The organism is Sulfitobacter sp. (assembly GCF_036960155.1).
Classification (GTDB): domain Bacteria; phylum Pseudomonadota; class Alphaproteobacteria; order Rhodobacterales; family Rhodobacteraceae; genus Sulfitobacter.
The window spans coordinates 352,368-368,819 of sequence record NZ_JBALWB010000001.1 but is presented as its reverse complement, the minus strand read 5'-3'; the positions used below and the strand labels follow the sequence as shown (position 1 = coordinate 368,819).

Annotated in this window: 18 protein-coding genes; 12 read left to right on the top strand and 6 right to left on the bottom strand. The window is 53.7% G+C overall.

Annotated elements, in window-relative coordinates:
- The first annotated feature begins 15 nt into the window (after positions 1–15).
- From V7775_RS01735 to V7775_RS01725, 3 genes are all read left to right on the top strand, one after another.
- On the top strand, positions 16–231 hold the full coding sequence (locus V7775_RS01735) for a putative signal transducing protein (protein ID WP_335750136.1): 216 nt from the start codon (positions 16–18) through the stop codon (positions 229–231).
- Positions 228–968: a tRNA1(Val) (adenine(37)-N6)-methyltransferase gene (locus tag V7775_RS01730; RefSeq protein WP_335750135.1), complete on the top strand. Its 741-nt coding sequence runs from the start codon at positions 228–230 to the stop codon at positions 966–968. Before V7775_RS01735 ends, V7775_RS01730 begins: the two co-directional genes overlap by 4 nt.
- Before the next feature lie 109 nt (positions 969–1,077).
- A complete protein-coding gene (locus V7775_RS01725) occupies positions 1,078–1,242 on the top strand; it encodes a YdcH family protein (protein ID WP_335750134.1) in 165 nt (54 codons plus the stop codon).
- 1 nt (position 1,243) lies between these two features.
- Here the strand turns inward: V7775_RS01725 and yddG are convergent, their stop codons facing one another.
- The 5 genes from yddG to V7775_RS01700 all read right to left on the bottom strand — a co-directional run bounded on the left by yddG (position 1,244) and on the right by V7775_RS01700 (position 6,351).
- Positions 1,244–2,110 (bottom strand): aromatic amino acid exporter YddG, encoded by an 867-nt coding sequence (gene yddG / locus V7775_RS01720; RefSeq protein ID WP_335750133.1) that lies wholly within the window; start codon positions 2,108–2,110, stop codon positions 1,244–1,246.
- The gene (gene gcvA, locus V7775_RS01715; RefSeq protein ID WP_335750132.1) at positions 2,107–3,045 is read right to left on the bottom strand and encodes a transcriptional regulator GcvA; all 939 of its coding nucleotides are present in this window, start codon (positions 3,043–3,045) and stop codon (positions 2,107–2,109) included. Before gcvA ends, yddG begins: the two co-directional genes overlap by 4 nt.
- A 348-nt stretch (positions 3,046–3,393) precedes the next feature.
- Positions 3,394–4,116 carry an acetoacetyl-CoA reductase gene (gene phbB / locus V7775_RS01710; protein WP_335750131.1) on the bottom strand — a complete coding sequence of 241 codons (723 nt, stop codon included), beginning with the start codon at positions 4,114–4,116 and terminating at the stop codon, positions 3,394–3,396.
- 73 nt (positions 4,117–4,189) lie between these two features.
- The gene (locus tag V7775_RS01705) at positions 4,190–5,365 is read right to left on the bottom strand and encodes an acetyl-CoA C-acetyltransferase (protein ID WP_335750130.1); all 1,176 of its coding nucleotides are present in this window, start codon (positions 5,363–5,365) and stop codon (positions 4,190–4,192) included.
- Positions 5,366–5,508: 143 nt separating this feature from the next.
- Positions 5,509–6,351 carry an EAL domain-containing protein gene (locus V7775_RS01700; RefSeq protein ID WP_335750129.1) on the bottom strand — a complete coding sequence of 281 codons (843 nt, stop codon included), beginning with the start codon at positions 6,349–6,351 and terminating at the stop codon, positions 5,509–5,511.
- A 128-nt stretch (positions 6,352–6,479) separates the two neighbouring features.
- On the opposite strand from V7775_RS01700, the gene V7775_RS01695 reads away from it, so the two are divergent.
- The 6 genes from V7775_RS01695 to V7775_RS01670 all read left to right on the top strand — a co-directional run bounded on the left by V7775_RS01695 (position 6,480) and on the right by V7775_RS01670 (position 11,623).
- A complete protein-coding gene (locus V7775_RS01695) occupies positions 6,480–7,049 on the top strand; it encodes a DNA-3-methyladenine glycosylase I (RefSeq protein WP_335750128.1) in 570 nt (189 codons plus the stop codon).
- 151 nt (positions 7,050–7,200) lie between these two features.
- Entirely contained in the window at positions 7,201–7,707 is a 507-nt protein-coding gene (locus tag V7775_RS01690) for a hypothetical protein (protein ID WP_335750127.1), read from the top strand.
- Between the two features lie 353 nt (positions 7,708–8,060).
- Complete coding sequence (rpsD, locus tag V7775_RS01685) at positions 8,061–8,681, top strand: 30S ribosomal protein S4 (protein WP_335750126.1); 621 nt, start codon at positions 8,061–8,063, stop codon at positions 8,679–8,681.
- 171 nt (positions 8,682–8,852) lie between these two features.
- Positions 8,853–9,935: a histidinol-phosphate transaminase gene (hisC, locus tag V7775_RS01680; RefSeq protein ID WP_335750125.1), complete on the top strand. Its 1,083-nt coding sequence runs from the start codon at positions 8,853–8,855 to the stop codon at positions 9,933–9,935.
- A 3-nt stretch (positions 9,936–9,938) separates the two neighbouring features.
- Positions 9,939–10,865, top strand: coding sequence for a prephenate/arogenate dehydrogenase family protein (locus V7775_RS01675; protein ID WP_335750124.1), 927 nt, complete (start codon positions 9,939–9,941; stop codon positions 10,863–10,865).
- Positions 10,862–11,623: an extensin-like domain-containing protein gene (locus tag V7775_RS01670; RefSeq protein WP_335750123.1), complete on the top strand. Its 762-nt coding sequence runs from the start codon at positions 10,862–10,864 to the stop codon at positions 11,621–11,623. Before V7775_RS01675 ends, V7775_RS01670 begins: the two co-directional genes overlap by 4 nt.
- On the opposite strand, the gene V7775_RS01665 is transcribed toward V7775_RS01670, so the two are convergent.
- Positions 11,620–12,624, bottom strand: coding sequence for a DUF2125 domain-containing protein (locus V7775_RS01665; protein WP_335750122.1), 1,005 nt, complete (start codon positions 12,622–12,624; stop codon positions 11,620–11,622). The two genes, V7775_RS01670 and V7775_RS01665, sit on opposite strands and share 4 nt — an antisense overlap.
- Positions 12,625–12,689: 65 nt before the next feature.
- On the opposite strand from V7775_RS01665, the gene V7775_RS01660 reads away from it, so the two are divergent.
- The 3 genes from V7775_RS01660 (at position 12,690) to V7775_RS01650 (ending at position 16,451) form a co-directional block, all read left to right on the top strand.
- Positions 12,690–13,220 (top strand): gamma-glutamylcyclotransferase, encoded by a 531-nt coding sequence (locus tag V7775_RS01660; RefSeq protein WP_335750121.1) that lies wholly within the window; start codon positions 12,690–12,692, stop codon positions 13,218–13,220.
- Positions 13,221–13,290: 70 nt separating this feature from the next.
- Positions 13,291–14,508, top strand: a complete 1,218-nt coding sequence (locus tag V7775_RS01655) for a biopolymer transporter ExbB (RefSeq protein WP_335750120.1) — start codon at positions 13,291–13,293, stop codon at positions 14,506–14,508.
- A 2-nt stretch (positions 14,509–14,510) separates the two neighbouring features.
- Complete coding sequence (locus V7775_RS01650; RefSeq protein WP_335750119.1) at positions 14,511–16,451, top strand: peptidoglycan -binding protein; 1,941 nt, start codon at positions 14,511–14,513, stop codon at positions 16,449–16,451.
- Position 16,452: the final 1 nt, after the last annotated feature.

Here is a 16,452-nt window from a genome sequence, read left to right as displayed (position 1 = left end):
GATTACATCACCACTATGAAAGAACTTTTGCGCAGCTCCGACCCTACGATCATCGCATTTGCTTGTGCTCTTTTACAGGGCGAGGATATAGACTGCTTTCAGATGGACGTAAATATGAGCATTCTTGAAGGTGGCATAGGAATTTTTCCGCGCCGTCTGATGGTTCACCCTGATAATCTTGATGCAGCAACGCTGGTTATGCGTGACAATGATATTCCGCTGGGCCTGTGAGTGACCATGGCCTGACCCACGACGCCTTTCTGGGCGGGCTGTTACACCTTTGGCAGCCGCGGGACGGATACCGCGCGGGCGTTGATCCTGTGCTGCTTGCAGCCACCATACCTGCGGTTTCAGGGCAGCGCGTGCTGGAATTGGGCTGCGGCGTCGGGGCTGCTGTATTGTGTCTGGGCGCGCGGGTTCCGGGCCTCATCCTTACCGGAGTAGAGCGCGAGGCGACCTACGCCGAACTGGCCATGCGCAACGGTGGCAGTGGGCTTGAGGTTGTGCATGCGGACATTGCAGAACTCCCCTTAACCTTGCGGCAGCGACAATTTGACCATGTATTGGCAAACCCTCCTTACTGGCGGCGCGATGCCTCGGTTGCAGCACGCAATCCCACCCGCGAGGCGGCGCTGGGCGAGGAAACGGCCCTTAGCCTATGGATTGAGGTCGCCTCAAAGAGATTAGCCCCTAAAGGCTACATGCACATCATTCACCGTGCTGAACGTTTGCCTGATCTACTAGCTGCCTTGCCCAAAGACATGGGCAGTATCGAGGTTTTACCAATTTCTGCACGTCAGGGCCGTGCGGCGGAGCGGGTTATTATGCGTGCTCGCAAATCAGGACGTGCGGATTTTCGCCTACATGCACCGCTTGTTCTGCACCGCGGCGAGAGCCATTTGGACGGTGATCAGTATGTTCAGCCTGTGCGAGATGCTTTGCGCGCAGGGGTTGCGTTGAAGTTTTAGGCGGCGTTAAGCAATTATTCACCACCTTTGAGGGTATGCTGCAGAGCGGCGTGACTTCGTTTTCGGTTCATGCTTCACTGACACTGCACTTTTAACAACTGGAGGAAGTATGTCCCTTAACGCACATCTGGATACGTTGAAAAAGAAGCACAGCGACATTGGCGAGGAGATTGAGCAAGCTCAACGCGCGCCGGGCGTTGATGGCCTTCAAGTGGCCACCATGAAAAAACAAAAAATGCGCCTGAAAGAAGAAATCAACAGACTGTCGAATTAGACTAATTTGAAGAAAAGCTGGCGCGCGCTGCAACACCCGCGCCGCCAGTGATCAGCAGTGTGGCCCAAAGTAATGTCATGCTGGGTGCGGCAATCCCTGCCAAGATCAACACAAGCGTAGACAGCAGTGGTGCTGCGTATGAACTGGTGCCTAAAAGCTGAATGTCGCCGTGTTTGCACCCGATATCCCAGACATAAAATGCGAACCCTACTGGTCCTAGGCCAAGGCCTGCTATGCTTGCCCATCCAAGGGCGGTAGTGGGAAATACTGTTTCTTCAAACATGAGATGTAGCGGAAAGGACAGTAGTGAGGTTGCAATGCAAAAAACTGCAACGCTTGCTGTGGGTGCTGAACCGACCAGTCGTGACAGAACCGAATACCCCGCCCAAGTGAAAGCGGCCAACAAAGCAAGCAGATAGCCCGGTAGGTACTCGGTGCTGAGGCCTGCACCGCCGCCGGAAATAATGAGAGCAGCCCCAGAAAAACCCAAGATAGCGCCAATAACATGACCTGCTTTGAGGGTTTCTGAGGGGAGTAGCCCTGAGAAGACGACAATCAGCAGGGGCCATAAGTATGCGATTAACCCTGCCTCGGCAGCAGGTGCTAGGCGGAGGGCTGAGAAATACAGCAAATGATAGGCAAACAGTCCCAAAGCTCCAAACGCATAGACACGCAGGGGCACGGTGCGCATTTGTGGCACACTTCCCGTAGCCCATGCCCATATCAGGCCAACGATACCGCCGATGCCAAAACACAACGTGTTGAGCAGTAGCGGCGGGGTAGGGGAAGAGCCCACTGTAAACAGAGCCAAAAGCGCCCAGAGCAAAACGGCGATGAAACCTGTAGCAGTTGCTGTTGCGCGGCTCATAACGTTTCCAGTTCCAGTATGGTGAGGGTTTCGCTGATATGGGCTGTTTTTTCAATTTCCTGCAATATCCAATCACGGAATGCTGCGATCTGCGGGCGATGCTCCATGCCTTTGAGACATAAAAAGCTGAACCGTGCTCCTGTTGAAAGAGCTGTTGAAAAAGGTGCAACTAATCTGCCTTCAGCAAGGTCTTTGACGACCAATGCGCGCCGACCGAGCACAACCCCAACACCTGCAAGTGCGGCATCAAGCGCATGGTCCGCTTGAGAAAATCGTGGTCCAAGTGTTGGCGTGTATGGGCTTTCCATGGCTGTGAACCACGACGACCAGCTTACACGAGGGTCCAAGAAGTTAATCGAATCATCAAAAATAATGGGTGCTTGCTGAAGGCTTTCAACGGTCGAGTACTTCTCGGCCATGGCAGGGGTCATCACAGGGGTGATCCACTCTTCAGCCAGTGGCAGGGAGTATAGATCGGGTGTGGTTGTGTTGCTAAAGCGGATCGCAACATCGACGTTATCGCGGGTCAGGTCCATGCGCTGGAGGGATGCTGCAAAGCGCAGTTCAATATCTGGATGAGCTTGCGCAAATTCATAAAGGCGCGGAGCGAGCCATTTTGCGGTAAATGCAGGCCCCGCAGTCACGGTAAGGGTCTGCGTGTCTTGGGTGCGTTGGGCCGCACGCCATGCCGTCGCCAAAGTTTGAAAGCCCTCAGCTGCGCCTGATGATAGGGCATCTCCCGCTTCGCTGAGTTCAACAGCACGGTTCAGACGCCGAAACAGCGGCGCACCGAGGTGCTGCTCAAGTGACTTGATCTGAAATGACAAAGCCGCAGGCGTTACGTTGAGCTCAGCAGCGGCCTGCGCAAATGACATGTGGCGCGCAGCGGCATCAAAAGCTCGCAAAGCGGTGAGGGGGGGGAGGCGAATAGACATGTTTCAGTTAAGTATACCTTGTGTGAGGCGTTGAAAAGTCTCGTTTGTCGGTTTGTTGATAAAGGCGCATATTGATTTCAATGAAGTCATATTGATCTGATCGAGATCGAACTAGGAGATGCGCAATGTTTGAAGCCACAACAAACCCCGCTGCTCGTACCGCGATGAATACTGCCCACGCCGAGCGTGGCCGCATGATGTCTGAGTTTTTTGCATGGTTGCGCAGCCCGCTGCGCAGTTAGGGATTTTCCGCTGACAGTGTGCACGCTGTCTTACGGAATAAAATAAGGGGCCGAAGGAGTGATCCTTCGGCCCCTTTGCTATTAGCCCTATAAACGGAGCTAATGCTTAGACAAAGAACTGCCCGCCGTTTGCGGTGATGGTCGAGCCGTTGATGAAACCTGCATCATCAGCAACAAGGAAGGACACTGCCCGTGCAATCTCTTCCGGCTCACCCAAGCGACCCGTTGGAATCTGAGCGATGATGCTTTCGCGTACTTTTTCTGGCACGGCCATAACCATATCTGTCCCAATGTAGCCCGGGCAAATTGCGTTGGCGGTGATGTTGGCGCGCGCGCCTTCTTGCGCCAAGGATTTCACGATGCCCAAATCGCCTGCTTTGGTTGCGGCATAGTTCACTTGTGCGAATTGGCCTTTTTGACCGTTGATTGAGGAGATCACGACGATACGGCCGAATTTGCGTTCGCGCATGCCAGGCCAGATTGGGTGAATGGTGTTAAACACGCCTGTCAGGTTTGTGTCGATGACCTGATGCCATTGCTCGGGTGTCATTTTGTGGAATGGAGCGTCACGAGTGATGCCCGCGTTGGCCACAATTACTTCGACTGGGCCAAGGTCGGCCTCAACCTGCGCGATGCCAGCTTTTGAGCTGTCATAATCGGCAACGTTCCATTTGTATGTCTTGATACCAGTTTCAGCAGTAAATGCTGCAGCGGCCTCATCGTTGCCTGCGTAAGTCGCGGCGACGGTGTAGCCTTTATCATTTAGCTCTTTGGAAATAGCGGCGCCGATCCCGCGGCTGCCTCCTGTAACAAGTGCGACACGCGACATATGATTCTCCTAAAGGTAATGTTGTTGCTGTTAGCGGCGTGGGCACGCAACTATCTTGCGCGCCCAATTCCTCTTAGGGCCGTTCGAGGCACATGGCAACACCCATACCGCCACCAATGCACAACGTTGCGAGACCTTTTTTCGCATCGCGGCGTTTCATTTCAAACAACAGGGTGTTGAGGATACGCGCGCCAGATGCTCCGATTGGGTGACCAATGGCAATTGCGCCGCCGTTTACGTTCACGATTGCTGGATCCCAGCCCATGTCCTTGTTCACGGCACAAGCCTGTGCAGCAAAGGCTTCATTGGCCTCAACAAGGTCCAGATCTTCGGGTTTCCAACCTGCTTTTTCCAGCGCCTTGCGTGATGCAAAGATTGGGCCAGCACCCATAATGGATGGGTCCAAACCAACTGTTGCGTATGATGCAATCCGTGCAAGTGGCTCAATGCCGCGCTTTTCAGCATTTTCAGCACTCATCATCAATGCACCAGCAGCTCCATCGTTGAGGCCGGACGCGTTAGCCGCAGTGACCGAGCCGTCTTTGGCGAATGCAGGGCGCATTTTTGCCATCGCATCAATGTTGGCGCCGTGACGGATGTATTCGTCGGCATCTACAATCGTGTCACCGCGACGACCGGGTACTGTGTAGGCAAATATCTCATCTGCAAAACGTCCAGCCTTTTGGGCGGCTTCAGCTTTGTTCTGGGAGGCAACAGCGAATTCATCCTGTTGTTCGCGTGTAATTTCCCATTTGGCAGCAACGTTTTCTGCGGTCTGTCCCATGTGATAGCCGTTGAATGCGTCCCACAGGCCATCTTTAATCATGGTGTCGATGAGCTTCATGTCGCCCATTTTGTGGCCAGCGCGCATTGATTGAGCGTGAGGCGACATGGTCATGTTTTCTTGGCCACCAGCAGCGACGATGTCCGCATCACCCAATTGGATGTGCTGAGCAGCCAGCGCTACAGATCGCAAACCAGAACCGCAAACCTGATTGATTGACCATGCAGCTGATTCGATTGGTAGGCCAGCATTTATGTGGGCCTGACGGGCAGGGTTTTGACCCTGTGCGGCTGTAAGAACCTGTCCCAAAATCGTTTCAGAAACTTCGGATGGGTCGACACCTGCACGCGCAACGATTTCCTTCAGCATAGCTGCACCCAGATCGTGGGCGGGCGTATTGGCAAACGAGCCGCCGAAACTGCCGACGGCAGTACGGGCAGCAGAAGCGATTACGACATTGGTCATGGAATGTGGTCCTCTCAATATGACGCGCGGCAGAGGACAAGTTGAATAAATGCGCGAAGGGCCGCGCTATCTCTCCCCTACCTTGTAGGGTTTGGATAACGCATGGATTGCAGCGCGGCAAGAAGTGTAGGGAATATCCTGTGCTAAGCCCTTTGACGGTCGTTTTTGTCAGTCAACCATTCAGGCTGGGTTGTTGGGGCGGCAAAGTAATATCCTTGTAAGCAATCGATCCCGATGTCCGTAGCAAAGGCGGCATCTTCGGCTGTTTCAACCGATTCTGCGACAGTCAGCATGCCAAACTCGCGTGCAATACCGTGCAGCGCACGTGTAAGGGTTTGCTGATCGGGGCTTTGGGATACACCGCGTATGAATTGCCCGTCGATTTTCAAAATGTCGAAATCGAAATCTTTGAAGTACTTAATGGCCATCGGGCCGGACCCAAAATGATCCATGGCAAAGCAGATGCCTCTTGGTTGAAGGCGTTGGATGAAATCAATGACCAGTTCGGGTACTGTCATGGCCGAGCTTTCCGTGATCTCCAAAATAAGCCGCTCTCCCAGTTCTGGAGTCGCTTTCAAGAATCGATTGAGGCATTCCATCCACGGGCGATACCCGATGGAACGGGCGGACATATTGATAGACAGGCGAAGGGCCGGATTTGCCTTAAGATTGCGCAATCCATGACGTAGCGCGAGGACATCAATGTCCCGACCTGTTTCAGTGTCTTCAATCTTTCCCATGAATTCACCAGCAGGGATCACACGTCCAGTTGGATCCAAAACACGGATTAAGCCTTCATAATATCCAATCTGGGTTTGCGAGCTGCTGCGCATGATTGGCTGATACGCAAGCAGCGTTTGACCATGTTGAATGGCGTCTTTGACCATCCCCATTGTACCTCTAGACTGTTGGGTAATGGCATGATCCAGCGGACTAAACCCGCCAGATGGGATGTCCGCCATTTGGCGTTTGGATTTGCCTTTCACGGGATGTCCTTTGTGATTTTTTGCTTTGTACGAGACCTTTGAAAAGGGACATTGGACCCGAGCTGCTAAGAAGGTGTTAAACATCCAATTTTGTGCCAAATGTAACGAAACAGGAGGATCATTTGATTATGGCAGCATGTGAGTGGGCGGGCCCCGAGCAGATTTATATCGATTATCACAACACAGAGTGGGGCGTGCCGGAGTATGACAGTCGTGCGTTGTGGGAAAAATTGATCCTAGATGGGTTTCAAGCGGGGCTAAGCTGGATCACAATCCTTAAAAAGCGAGACGCTTTTCGAGAAGCATTTGAAGGTTTTGATCCGAATGTGATTGCTGAATGGGGGGAAGACGACGTTCAGCGATTGCTGGGCAACGCTGGTATTATCCGTCATCGCGGTAAGATTGAGGCCGCCATAGTGAACGCACAGGCATGGCAACGTATCGAGGCGCAAGGCGGCTTTGACAAGTTCATGTGGGATTATGTGGGCGGTGCTCCGCTCCAAAATAAATTTGAAACACAAGCAGATGTACCGCCAAAGACCGAGCTATCCGAACGGGTGTCCAAGGATTTAAAGAAAGCAGGATTTAAGTTTTGCGGCCCTACAATTGTATATGCGTGGATGGAGGCATGTGGGTTGGTCAATGATCATTTATTAGGCTGCCCGCGTCACGCTGATTGTGCACGAAAGGTACGGTGAACGGCGAATGGGCGGCGAAGCCATCGTGTATGGGGGCGATGTCAACAGCGGCGCGCCTGTGTAATTCCACTCGGTCAACGTTCTTTTGCCCAAGAACAGGTTCTCAATAGAACATCTTAAGAACCAATTTTTTGCATCGGTAATTTCAGGAATGATCAACACCCCTAAACTTGCTGCTATGCTACTTATCGGACTGATAAACATCACTGCGCCTGTAGCCGCAGAAAGTAGTTTCTGCTCTAAGGAGGCATCTACGCAACGTTGGTTGTCGGATTACAGACACATGCTGATGAACGCGCTACTCGTCCAGATTGCAACGCGGATCGAATGTGGCGTGTTAGAGGCGGCGGATATGGACGCGCTGCACAGTGTCCATGAGACACGTGGGTGCAGCAGAGATACCCCTTTTGGGGAATACATTCATAGCTTTGTTGATGGAGAGAACGCGGATAGGCTGAGAAAAATAGTACACCCGAATAGGCACGGCAAAAGTGACGATCTGTTGGCTATTTGTACTGAGATTCGGGAAAGCGAATTGCCGTCAAACTTCGCCTGGTGGGTTGAAGGAACTGCGGCAGGAAATGTCGAGGCTTCGGACTTTGAAAAATTGAAGTGGCACTGGGGTAACTTTCAAGAATTGTTTCGCGGTGTACGTTGAGCAGTTGAGGTTAGGAAAGGTGGTCTCAAGCTGAAATGCCTGACTGCTCTCTGATCATAGATGCTGGAAAGGGTTGATGGATAAGCAATAAGTTGGTTGTATGACTTAGCATGCAGCGTGAAAAACCATTTCCATTTATGCTAGGTGTTCACCTTTGGTGGCATTTATTTAAGCCAATAGTTTAAGCTGGTCCATCACACTCTCATGTTCACGCATTGACTCCCTTTCACATATCATAGTAAGCGCGCCCTTGTTGGTGTTGGTGGACCTCGCAAGAGGATCCCTGTCGGAGTGAAGACTCAGAGGACAACGCCCTTTAACTGCCTTTCGGGGCCACATGAAGGAGAACAGCCGTGACTAAACGTACAGCTGCCAAGCACAAAATTGACCGCCGCATGGGCGAAAATATCTGGGGCCGCGCAAAGTCTCCAGTAAATCGTCGTGAATATGGCCCCGGCCAGCACGGTCAGCGCCGTAAGGGCAAGATTTCCGATTTCGGTATCCAGTTGCGCGCCAAGCAGAAGCTTAAAGGCTACTACGGCGACCTGACCGAAAAACAGTTCCGTCGCATCTATGGCGAAGCTGAGCGTGTAAAAGGCGATACAGGTGAGAACCTGATTGGTCTGCTCGAACGCCGCTTGGACGCAGTTGTTTACCGCGCCAAGTTCGTGGCAACAGTATTTGCTGCACGTCAGTTCGTGAACCACCGCCACGTACGCGTGAACGGCAAACTGGTTAACATCCCATCCTACCGCGTAAAAGAGGGTGACGTAATCGAAGTACGTGACCGTTCCAAGCAGATGGTAGCACTGATCGAAGCCACGCAATTGGCCGAACGTGACGTTCCTGACTACATGGAAGTAGACCACTCCAAAATGACAGCGAAATTCGTTCGCACTCCGTCATTTGGCGATGTTCCATACCCTGTTGTTATGGAACCAAACCTTGTGGTTGAATTCTACGCGAAGAACTAATCTTCGCCGCCAAGAGTTACGATTTAAAAAGCGCCCTGCCGGATTTCCGGTGGGGCGTTTTCTTTTTGTGTTAACGGTCAATTGTAGACAGATGTGCCCGGTGTGAAAATCGCGGGTGGTTGCGGCGCGGATGAGCGGCTAAAAGAAATTTAGCAAAGAAAGAGCTTTGATATGACACATACAATCGCGCCCCAACCCGGCATCATGGATATTTCCCTTTATCAGGGGGGCGCGTCCCATGTGGCAGGGCATGATAATGTCCTTAAATTGAGCTCGAATGAGAACCCGTTCGGCCCATCGCCTGCGGCGCAAAAAGCCTATGAGGCTGCTGCCCGTTCCCTGCACCGCTATCCCAGCTCGGACCACGCCGAGTTGCGCAGCGCGATTGGGCAGGTGCATGGCATTGATCCTGAACGTATTATTTGCGGTGCAGGATCGGATGAAGTGATCGCGTTTTTGTGTCAGGCTTATGCGGGCCCAAATACCGAGGTAATCCACACCGAACACGGCTTTGCCATGTACCGTATCTCTGCGCTTGCCGCGGGTGCCACACCTGTCGAGGTTAAGGAGCGGGAGCGGGTCACAGATGTTGATGCCATCCTAAAGGCCTGCACGGAAAAGACGCGACTGGTGTTTTTGGCCAACCCCAACAACCCGACGGGCACAATGATCGGTCAGGCAGATATCGCGCGATTGGCCGAAAAGCTGCCTCCCAAAGCACTGCTGGTGCTAGATGGCGCGTATGCGGAATATGTTGAGGGCTTTGATGGCGGGTCAGCGTTGGTTGATGCACGCGAAAACGTCGTGATGACGCGCACTTTCTCAAAGATCTACGGATTGGGAGGCCTGCGTGTTGGATGGGGTTACGGCCCTGCGCATGTGATCGACGTTTTGAACCGCGTACGCGGCCCGTTTAACGTGAGTAACGCAGCACTTGCAGCCGCCGAAGCGGCCGTTCGTGATGTCGCTTATATTGAGCATTGCCGCACCGAAAATGCTCGGTGGCGCACATGGATGGCGGACGCGTTGGCTGAAATGGGTGTGCCCTCTGATGTGTCGCTGGCAAACTTCATTCTCGCGCGGTTTACATCTCAGGAAGAGGTCGAAGCCTGCGACAATTATCTCCAGTCACAAGGGCTGCTTGTGCGGCGTGTTGCCGGATACAAGTTACCTACTGGGTTACGGATCACTGTGGGCGATGAAAGCGGCTGTCGCCGCGTGGTGCATGCCGTGCGCCAGTTCAAGGAAGGCTGAGCGATGGCGCAAGTATATGAACGTGTGGCCTTAATTGGATTGGGGCTGATTGCATCTTCAATTTTTTGGGCATCTAAACGCAGGGATTTGGCGGGTGAGATCGTGGGCTATGCGCGATCTGCTGAAACACGTGAGACAGCGCGCGAAATTGGCCTGTGTGATGTTGTATATGACGACATAAATGAAGCCGTGCGCGATGCTGATCTGGTTATTCTATGTGTACCTGTCGGTGTTATGGGGCAGGTGATGGAACAGATTGCCGGGTCCTTGAAGCAAGGGGCAACCGTTACTGACGTTGGGTCCGTGAAACGCGATGTGATCGACAATGTGACGCCGCATTTGCCCAAAGGTGTTGAGTTTATCGCAGGTCATCCGCTTGCGGGAACCGAGCATTCAGGCCCGCGTTCGGGGTTTGCGGAGTTGTTTGATAACCGCTGGTGTCTTTTGGTTCCGATAGAGGGGTCAGATCCCGATGCGATCGCCCGTCTGCGTGGGTTTTGGGAGGGCCTTGGCTCAAACGTTGAAGAGATGGACGCAGACCACCATGATCTGGTCCTTGCTGTTACGTCCCATGCGCCGCACCTGATTGCCTATACGATGGTTGGCGTCGCCGACGATTTGCGCCGTGTGACGGACGGCGAAGTGATCAAGTATTCTGCAGGAGGATTTCGTGATTTTACCCGTATCGCGGCCTCGGACCCTACGATGTGGCGTGATGTTTTCCTGTCTAACAAAGACGCCACGCTGGAAATCCTCGGGCGATTTACGGAAGAGTTGTTTGCCTTGCAGCGTGCGATCCGTCAGGGGGACGGTGATCATCTATTCGACTATTTCACGCGAACCCGTGAAGTCCGTCGCAGCATTATTGAAGCGGGACAAGATACCGATGAACCAGATTTTGGCCGCGGCAGCGGTGGGACAAAATCATGAAACGTCTTGTGGTGCTTTTCTGTGTCATGGCAACGATTTCTTACGCCGCACCTGATAATTCACAACGACCTGAATCGCGCCCAGGGACGGGACGGCCGACAATCTCGGCGGATGGGACAATTGATCGCTCTGCGGCTGAAAACAAGCAGAGTGGTTTTTGGAAATCCATGCGTCCTGTTTTCCGATCCCCCAAGGCGGGGCGTGAACTGCGCGCGCAGCAAAAGGTGCTGGCAGCGGGTGCTGTCTGCGGTGATATATCGATTCAGGGTAAGGCAATTGGGCGTGTGCCTGCACGGATTTCAGGATGTGGCGTTGAAAACGCGGTGAAGATTTCATCGGTTTCGGGCGTGAGCCTTAGTAGTACATCTACAATGGATTGCGGCACCGCGCGCGCATTGAAAACATGGGTAGACCGCAGCGCAAAGCCGGCATTGTCCAAAAAAGGCGGTGGGCTGAAGCAGATCAAAGTTGCGGCCCACTATGCCTGTCGTCGTCGCAATAATGCCAAAACTGGTAAGATATCCGAGCACGGCAAAGGTCGGGCAATTGATATTTCGGGCTTTAGACTGGCGGATGGCAGTGAGATTTCAGTGCTTAAGGGCTGGAACGCACGCAGCAGTCGCAAGGCGTTGCGCAAAATGCATGCGGATGCCTGTGGTCCATTTGGAACCGTGCTTGGCCCAAAGGCGAACCGGTTTCACCTCGATCACTTCCACTTTGACACCGCGCGCTATCGTTCGGGCAGCTACTGCCGTTAACGCAGGATGATGCGCGGCGCGTTGCCAAGCGGGATAAAGCCCATGCGCATCCGCCCCTTGTCGATTGTGATTTCAACATCAAGTGTTTCAGCGTTGCCGGAAAGACCTGACAATAGATTTAGAATACTCTCGGCTTGGGGCCGCGCCTGAGGGGATAGCGCGCCGCCTGCGCTTGCGAGGTCCAGCATGCGTTGCCAGTTGTGTGCCTGTAGGTTCGCCGTGCCCGATGCTGTGCCATTCGGTTCAATCTGTAAATCCGCCCCAAATGTGATGCTCAGGTCTGCCCAAATGGCGGTGACCTGCTCTACCGTGATTGCGCGCGGTTGGGGGCGATGGGTCTCCAGTGCGCTACGATCCCACGGGCGATCAAAGGTCACGGTCATATCAGCGATCAGCGTTTCAAAGGTTTCCGGCCATGCTGCGGGTAGGCGTAAGCTTTGTCGAATAACGCTACCGGGGGCAAAGCCTGTAGCCGCAAGGTCAATATTGTAGGTTTCAGGTTCAAGCCCTTGCTCAACATTTGCCTGCAGGGTCTGAACACTCAAAATCCGTCCTTCTACCAGATCAAAAGACAGATCGGTGCTGGCGGCGGTCAGTGCCTCCAATTGTAACGACGTGCCAGGATGAAGGCGCAATGCTGCCTGGGCACCATCCGAGGATATCGTAACAGCGCCTTGCTGCGTGGATATGACAATCGGCTCTGCTGGCAGGGTCAGGGTTACGTGACCAGGCCAATAGATCGGAGTGGATAGCGTGAATTGTGGGATGTTAAGAGCAAGGGCAGTTTCTGGGTCCGCAATGGCCGTGTCCGACAGTGTGCTTGCGATGCGTAGGGGGAACCCGACACGTGACATATCGCCAACATCGGCTTGCCATCCCTCGCTGCGCCGTGCATCCAGCCATGCCATTAGGTTATTTTGGAGGCTGCTTGTTGCAATCCACCACCACCCACTGAGTATAAGTGTGATCAGGATGACTATTTTCGCTGTGAAACGACGCATGGGCTCTGCCCCTCTTTTCATCTGGCTTTGCATGGGGTTTATCTGCGTCAACACAGGAGAACCAGATGAGTATGTGGGTATTTGGCTATGGCAGTTTGCTTTGGAACCCCGGTTTTGAAGTCGCTGAAAGTGTAATCGGCACCTTGCCAGACTACGCGCGCTCATTTTGTATGCGCTCGATTCATCACAGGGGAACAGTGGCCGACCCGGGGCTAGTACTGGCATTGGATCAACAAGCGGGCGAAGCATGTGAAGGCGTTGCGCTACGGGTTGTTGCGGGCCAAGAGGCGGAAACGCTGGCCTATTTGCGTGAACGTGAGTTGATCTCATCCGCTTATGTGGAAAAGGATCTGACTGTGCAGCTAAGCGATGGGCGTGAGGTCACTTCGGTGGTGTATGTGATTGATGAAGCACATGAACAATACTGCGGCGGGCTGCCGCTTGAAGAGCAGGCGCAGATCATTGCGCACGCTATTGGAGGACGTGGGCCAAATACCGAATATCTGTATAATACTGCGGAACATCTGGTGTCTGTCGGTTTGCATGATCCTGCTCTTGAATGGCTTGCAGGGCGGGTAAAAATCATAACTGCATAAAGCCTTGGGATTGTAAAAAATTCGGGTTAAGCTAAGCCGAAATAATAATAAGGTCAGGAGCAGGAAGCGCATGGCGCAACCAGACCGCGAGGCAGAACCGCAATTTTCACAACCGGTCCGGCAGATCACCTTGATGCTGTTGGCACTGGGCCTGTCAGGGTTTGGCGCATTTATTGCGCTCCCAAAGGTACTGCCCGTCTTCCAAGCGAACCCGTATCTTAACGGATTTATCGTTTTTGTTTTCTTGATCGGCGTTGTGGCCTGTTTCTATCAGGTGTTGCAGCTTATCGGATCTGTCCGGTGGATCGAGAACTTCGCGTCGGATAGCGAAGCGCCCAATGATACGCCGCCGCAAATGTTGGCGCCGTTGGCGGCATTACTGCGTACACGCGGCGCGCGGATGCATGTGAACTCGTCTTCGACGCGGTCAATCCTAGATTCGGTCGCAACCCGTATCGACGAAGCGCGTGAACTCACGCGTTATATCGTCAATATGCTGATCTTTCTGGGACTTTTGGGCACGTTCTATGGTCTGGCGACAACGGTCCCTGCCATTGTAGACACGATCCGTAGCCTTTCACCGCAGGAGGGTGAAGCCAGTACTGATGTCTTCAACCGCCTGATGACAGGTCTTGAATCCCAACTGTCAGGTATGGGCGTAGCATTTGCCTCATCCTTGTTAGGGCTTGCAGGGTCGTTGATTGTGGGCTTGCTTGAGTTGTTCGCAGGCCACGGTCAGAACCGTTTTTATCAAGAGCTCGAAGACTGGCTTAGCTCGATCACACGGGTTGGTTTTGGCTCTGGCGAAGATAGCACGCCTGAACAAGCGGTGATGGCGGGCATGGTCGATCACATGGCCGAGCAGATGGAAAGCATGCAAGAGATGTTCAGCCGTTCAGAGGCTGGGCGTGCAGAAGTTGAGCAAAGTTTAGGGAGTTTGGCTGTAGCGATTGAGCGGATGGCGGTGCAATTGGGTGATCAAGGCGGATCATCTGACGCACTAGACCGGATTGCATATGGTCAGGAACGCATGATTGGCGCACTTGAGCACCGTCTTGGCGAGGCTTCCGAAAACGGCGGATCTGACGCAGAAAGCAGGATGCGCCTGCGATCCATTGATGTGCAGATGCTGCGCATATTGGAAGAAATCTCTGCTGGTCGTCAGGAAAGCATGGCCGAGTTGCGCCAAGAGTTGTCCTATTTGACCAAAGCGCTTTCTTCACCGCGCAGCAGTACTGAACCACGACGCATGCGTGCCACCGGTCAACCCGGTGGCGGGGAGCGCTAGCAATGGCCTTGTCGCGACGCACAGGTTCGCGGTTTCAGGCGTCGATCTGGCCCGGGTTTGTGGACGCAATGACTGGCCTGTTGCTGGTGTTGATGTTCGTTCTGACTATATTCATGGTTGTCCAGTTTGTTCTCACGGAACAAATCTCGGGTCAGGAAACAGAACTGGATACGCTATCCTCTGAGGTTGCAGCGCTTGCGCAGGCCCTAGGATTGGAAGAGCAGACAAACTCGGATTTGGAAACGCGGGTTGGTGCGTTGCGCAGTTCTCTGGCCGAAGCACAGACACAAGCGTCAGATCAAGCCTCTCTTATTGTGTCGCTGCAATCTGAACGGGCTGCACAGGCACAAGCGCTGGATGCTGCTCAAACGCGGATCACCAACTTTGAGGCCCAAGTTGCATCCTTAATTGCTGACCGTGATACAGCCCAAGAACGTGTAGGCGACCTTGAGGGGCGTGAAGCCACTTTGTTGAGTGAGCAAGAGGCGCTGAATCTCGCCCTCGCAACCAGCCGAAACGAAGTGAACGCACAAGAAGAGGCCGCACGCCTTGCGGCTGCCCGTCGTGAAGCGTTGGAGGCATTGATGGCTGATCTGCGTGCGCAAAATGCCGAAGCAGAGGATGGTATCAAGACGTTGACCTCAGAAGTGGCTTCCGCGCAAGATACGTTGACGGCCCAAGAAGCATTGATCGCTGATCTGCGCGACCGCAATACTGCAGCGCAGAATGAAATAGGAAGGCTAAATTCTGATGCGGCGTCTGCTCAGGAAGCGTTGACTGCGCAGGAAGCGATACAGTTGGCAGATGCGGCGGCTGCGGCAGCGCTTCGTAAACGGTTAGAAAATGCAGATACTGAGCTGACCGCGATGACGCTTTCGCTGGAGGCGCAGCGGAAACGTGCGGAAGAGACGCTAACCCTTTTGGCCGCAGCGCGTGCCGCTGAAGAAGAATTGGACTTGAGGTTGGCAAGTGCCCTTAGTGATGCGCAAGGAAGCGAGGCGCAATTGCTGAGCAACCTGCAGGACGCAACCACGCGGATCGTGGCATTGGAAGCGCAGCTGGGTGCAACAGAATCAGAAACTGCCACCCAGATAGAGGATTTGCGCACACGGCTTGCTGCGGCATTGGCCGCTAAACTGGCCGCAGAAGGCAACGTGGACGAAACGCAGAGCGAGGTTAAACGCCGCGCTGCATTGCTTGCCCAGGCTGAAACGCTTTTGACGCAAGAGCAGGAAATATCCGCCGCCGCACAACGCCAGACCGAATTGTTAAATCAACAGGTTGCTGCCTTGCGCGCCCAATTGATCAGCCTTCAGGGGTTGCTGGATCAGGCCGATGCCGAAGATGTAGCGCGTGAAGTTGAGCTGCAGTCCTTAGGGTCACAGCTCAACACGGCATTGGCGCGGGTCGCGACAGAAGAGCGGCGGCGGGCAGAGCTGGAGGCGGCCGAACGCAAACGTTTGGAGGCAGAGACGAAGAACCTTGAGCAATACCGCTCTGAGTTTTTTGGTCAGCTTCGCAGTGTTCTTGGGGCGCAAGAGGGGGTTCGCATCGAAGGCGACCGCTTTGTCTTTAGTTCCGAAGTGCTGTTCCCGCCAGGGGGGGCTGATCTGTCGCGTGCAGGGACGCGTGAGATTGCTAAAGTGGCTAACATTCTGCGAAACGTAGCCGCGGATATCCCAGAGGGGATTGACTGGGTGATCCGCGTGGATGGTCACACGGATGATGTGCCGCTATCGGGGTTAGGTGAATTTGCTGACAACTGGGAGCTAAGTCAGGCCCGCGCGCTGTCAGTGGTCAAGTATATGGCCAACTTCCTTGCTATTCCGCCCGGCCGCCTTTCGGCTAATGGGTTTGGGCAGTACCAGCCCGTTGATACGGCCGACACAGACGAAGCGCGCACGCGAAACCGTCGGATTGAGCTGAAGTTTACCGAGAAATAAG

What these genes read in the sequence shown, in the direction of transcription:
- V7775_RS01695 (WP_335750128.1), top strand. Translation starts at nt 6,480, where the DNA reads ATGGCAGCATGTGAGTGGGCGGGCCCCGAGCAGATTTATATCGATTAT.
- V7775_RS01725 (WP_335750134.1), top strand. Translation starts at nt 1,078, where the DNA reads ATGTCCCTTAACGCACATCTGGATACGTTGAAAAAGAAGCACAGCGAC.
- V7775_RS01705 (WP_335750130.1), bottom strand. Translation starts at nt 5,365, where the DNA reads ATGACCAATGTCGTAATCGCTTCTGCTGCCCGTACTGCCGTCGGCAGT.
- gcvA (WP_335750132.1), bottom strand. Translation starts at nt 3,045, where the DNA reads ATGTCTATTCGCCTCCCCCCCCTCACCGCTTTGCGAGCTTTTGATGCC.
- V7775_RS01650 (WP_335750119.1), top strand. Translation starts at nt 14,511, where the DNA reads ATGGCCTTGTCGCGACGCACAGGTTCGCGGTTTCAGGCGTCGATCTGG.
- V7775_RS01735 (WP_335750136.1), top strand. Translation starts at nt 16, where the DNA reads ATGAAAGAACTTTTGCGCAGCTCCGACCCTACGATCATCGCATTTGCT.
- V7775_RS01655 (WP_335750120.1), top strand. Translation starts at nt 13,291, where the DNA reads ATGGCGCAACCAGACCGCGAGGCAGAACCGCAATTTTCACAACCGGTC.
- V7775_RS01660 (WP_335750121.1), top strand. Translation starts at nt 12,690, where the DNA reads ATGAGTATGTGGGTATTTGGCTATGGCAGTTTGCTTTGGAACCCCGGT.
- V7775_RS01665 (WP_335750122.1), bottom strand. Translation starts at nt 12,624, where the DNA reads ATGCGTCGTTTCACAGCGAAAATAGTCATCCTGATCACACTTATACTC.
- hisC (WP_335750125.1), top strand. Translation starts at nt 8,853, where the DNA reads ATGACACATACAATCGCGCCCCAACCCGGCATCATGGATATTTCCCTT.
- V7775_RS01690 (WP_335750127.1), top strand. Translation starts at nt 7,201, where the DNA reads ATGATCAACACCCCTAAACTTGCTGCTATGCTACTTATCGGACTGATA.
- yddG (WP_335750133.1), bottom strand. Translation starts at nt 2,110, where the DNA reads ATGAGCCGCGCAACAGCAACTGCTACAGGTTTCATCGCCGTTTTGCTC.
- V7775_RS01670 (WP_335750123.1), top strand. Translation starts at nt 10,862, where the DNA reads ATGAAACGTCTTGTGGTGCTTTTCTGTGTCATGGCAACGATTTCTTAC.
- V7775_RS01675 (WP_335750124.1), top strand. Translation starts at nt 9,939, where the DNA reads ATGGCGCAAGTATATGAACGTGTGGCCTTAATTGGATTGGGGCTGATT.
- phbB (WP_335750131.1), bottom strand. Translation starts at nt 4,116, where the DNA reads ATGTCGCGTGTCGCACTTGTTACAGGAGGCAGCCGCGGGATCGGCGCC.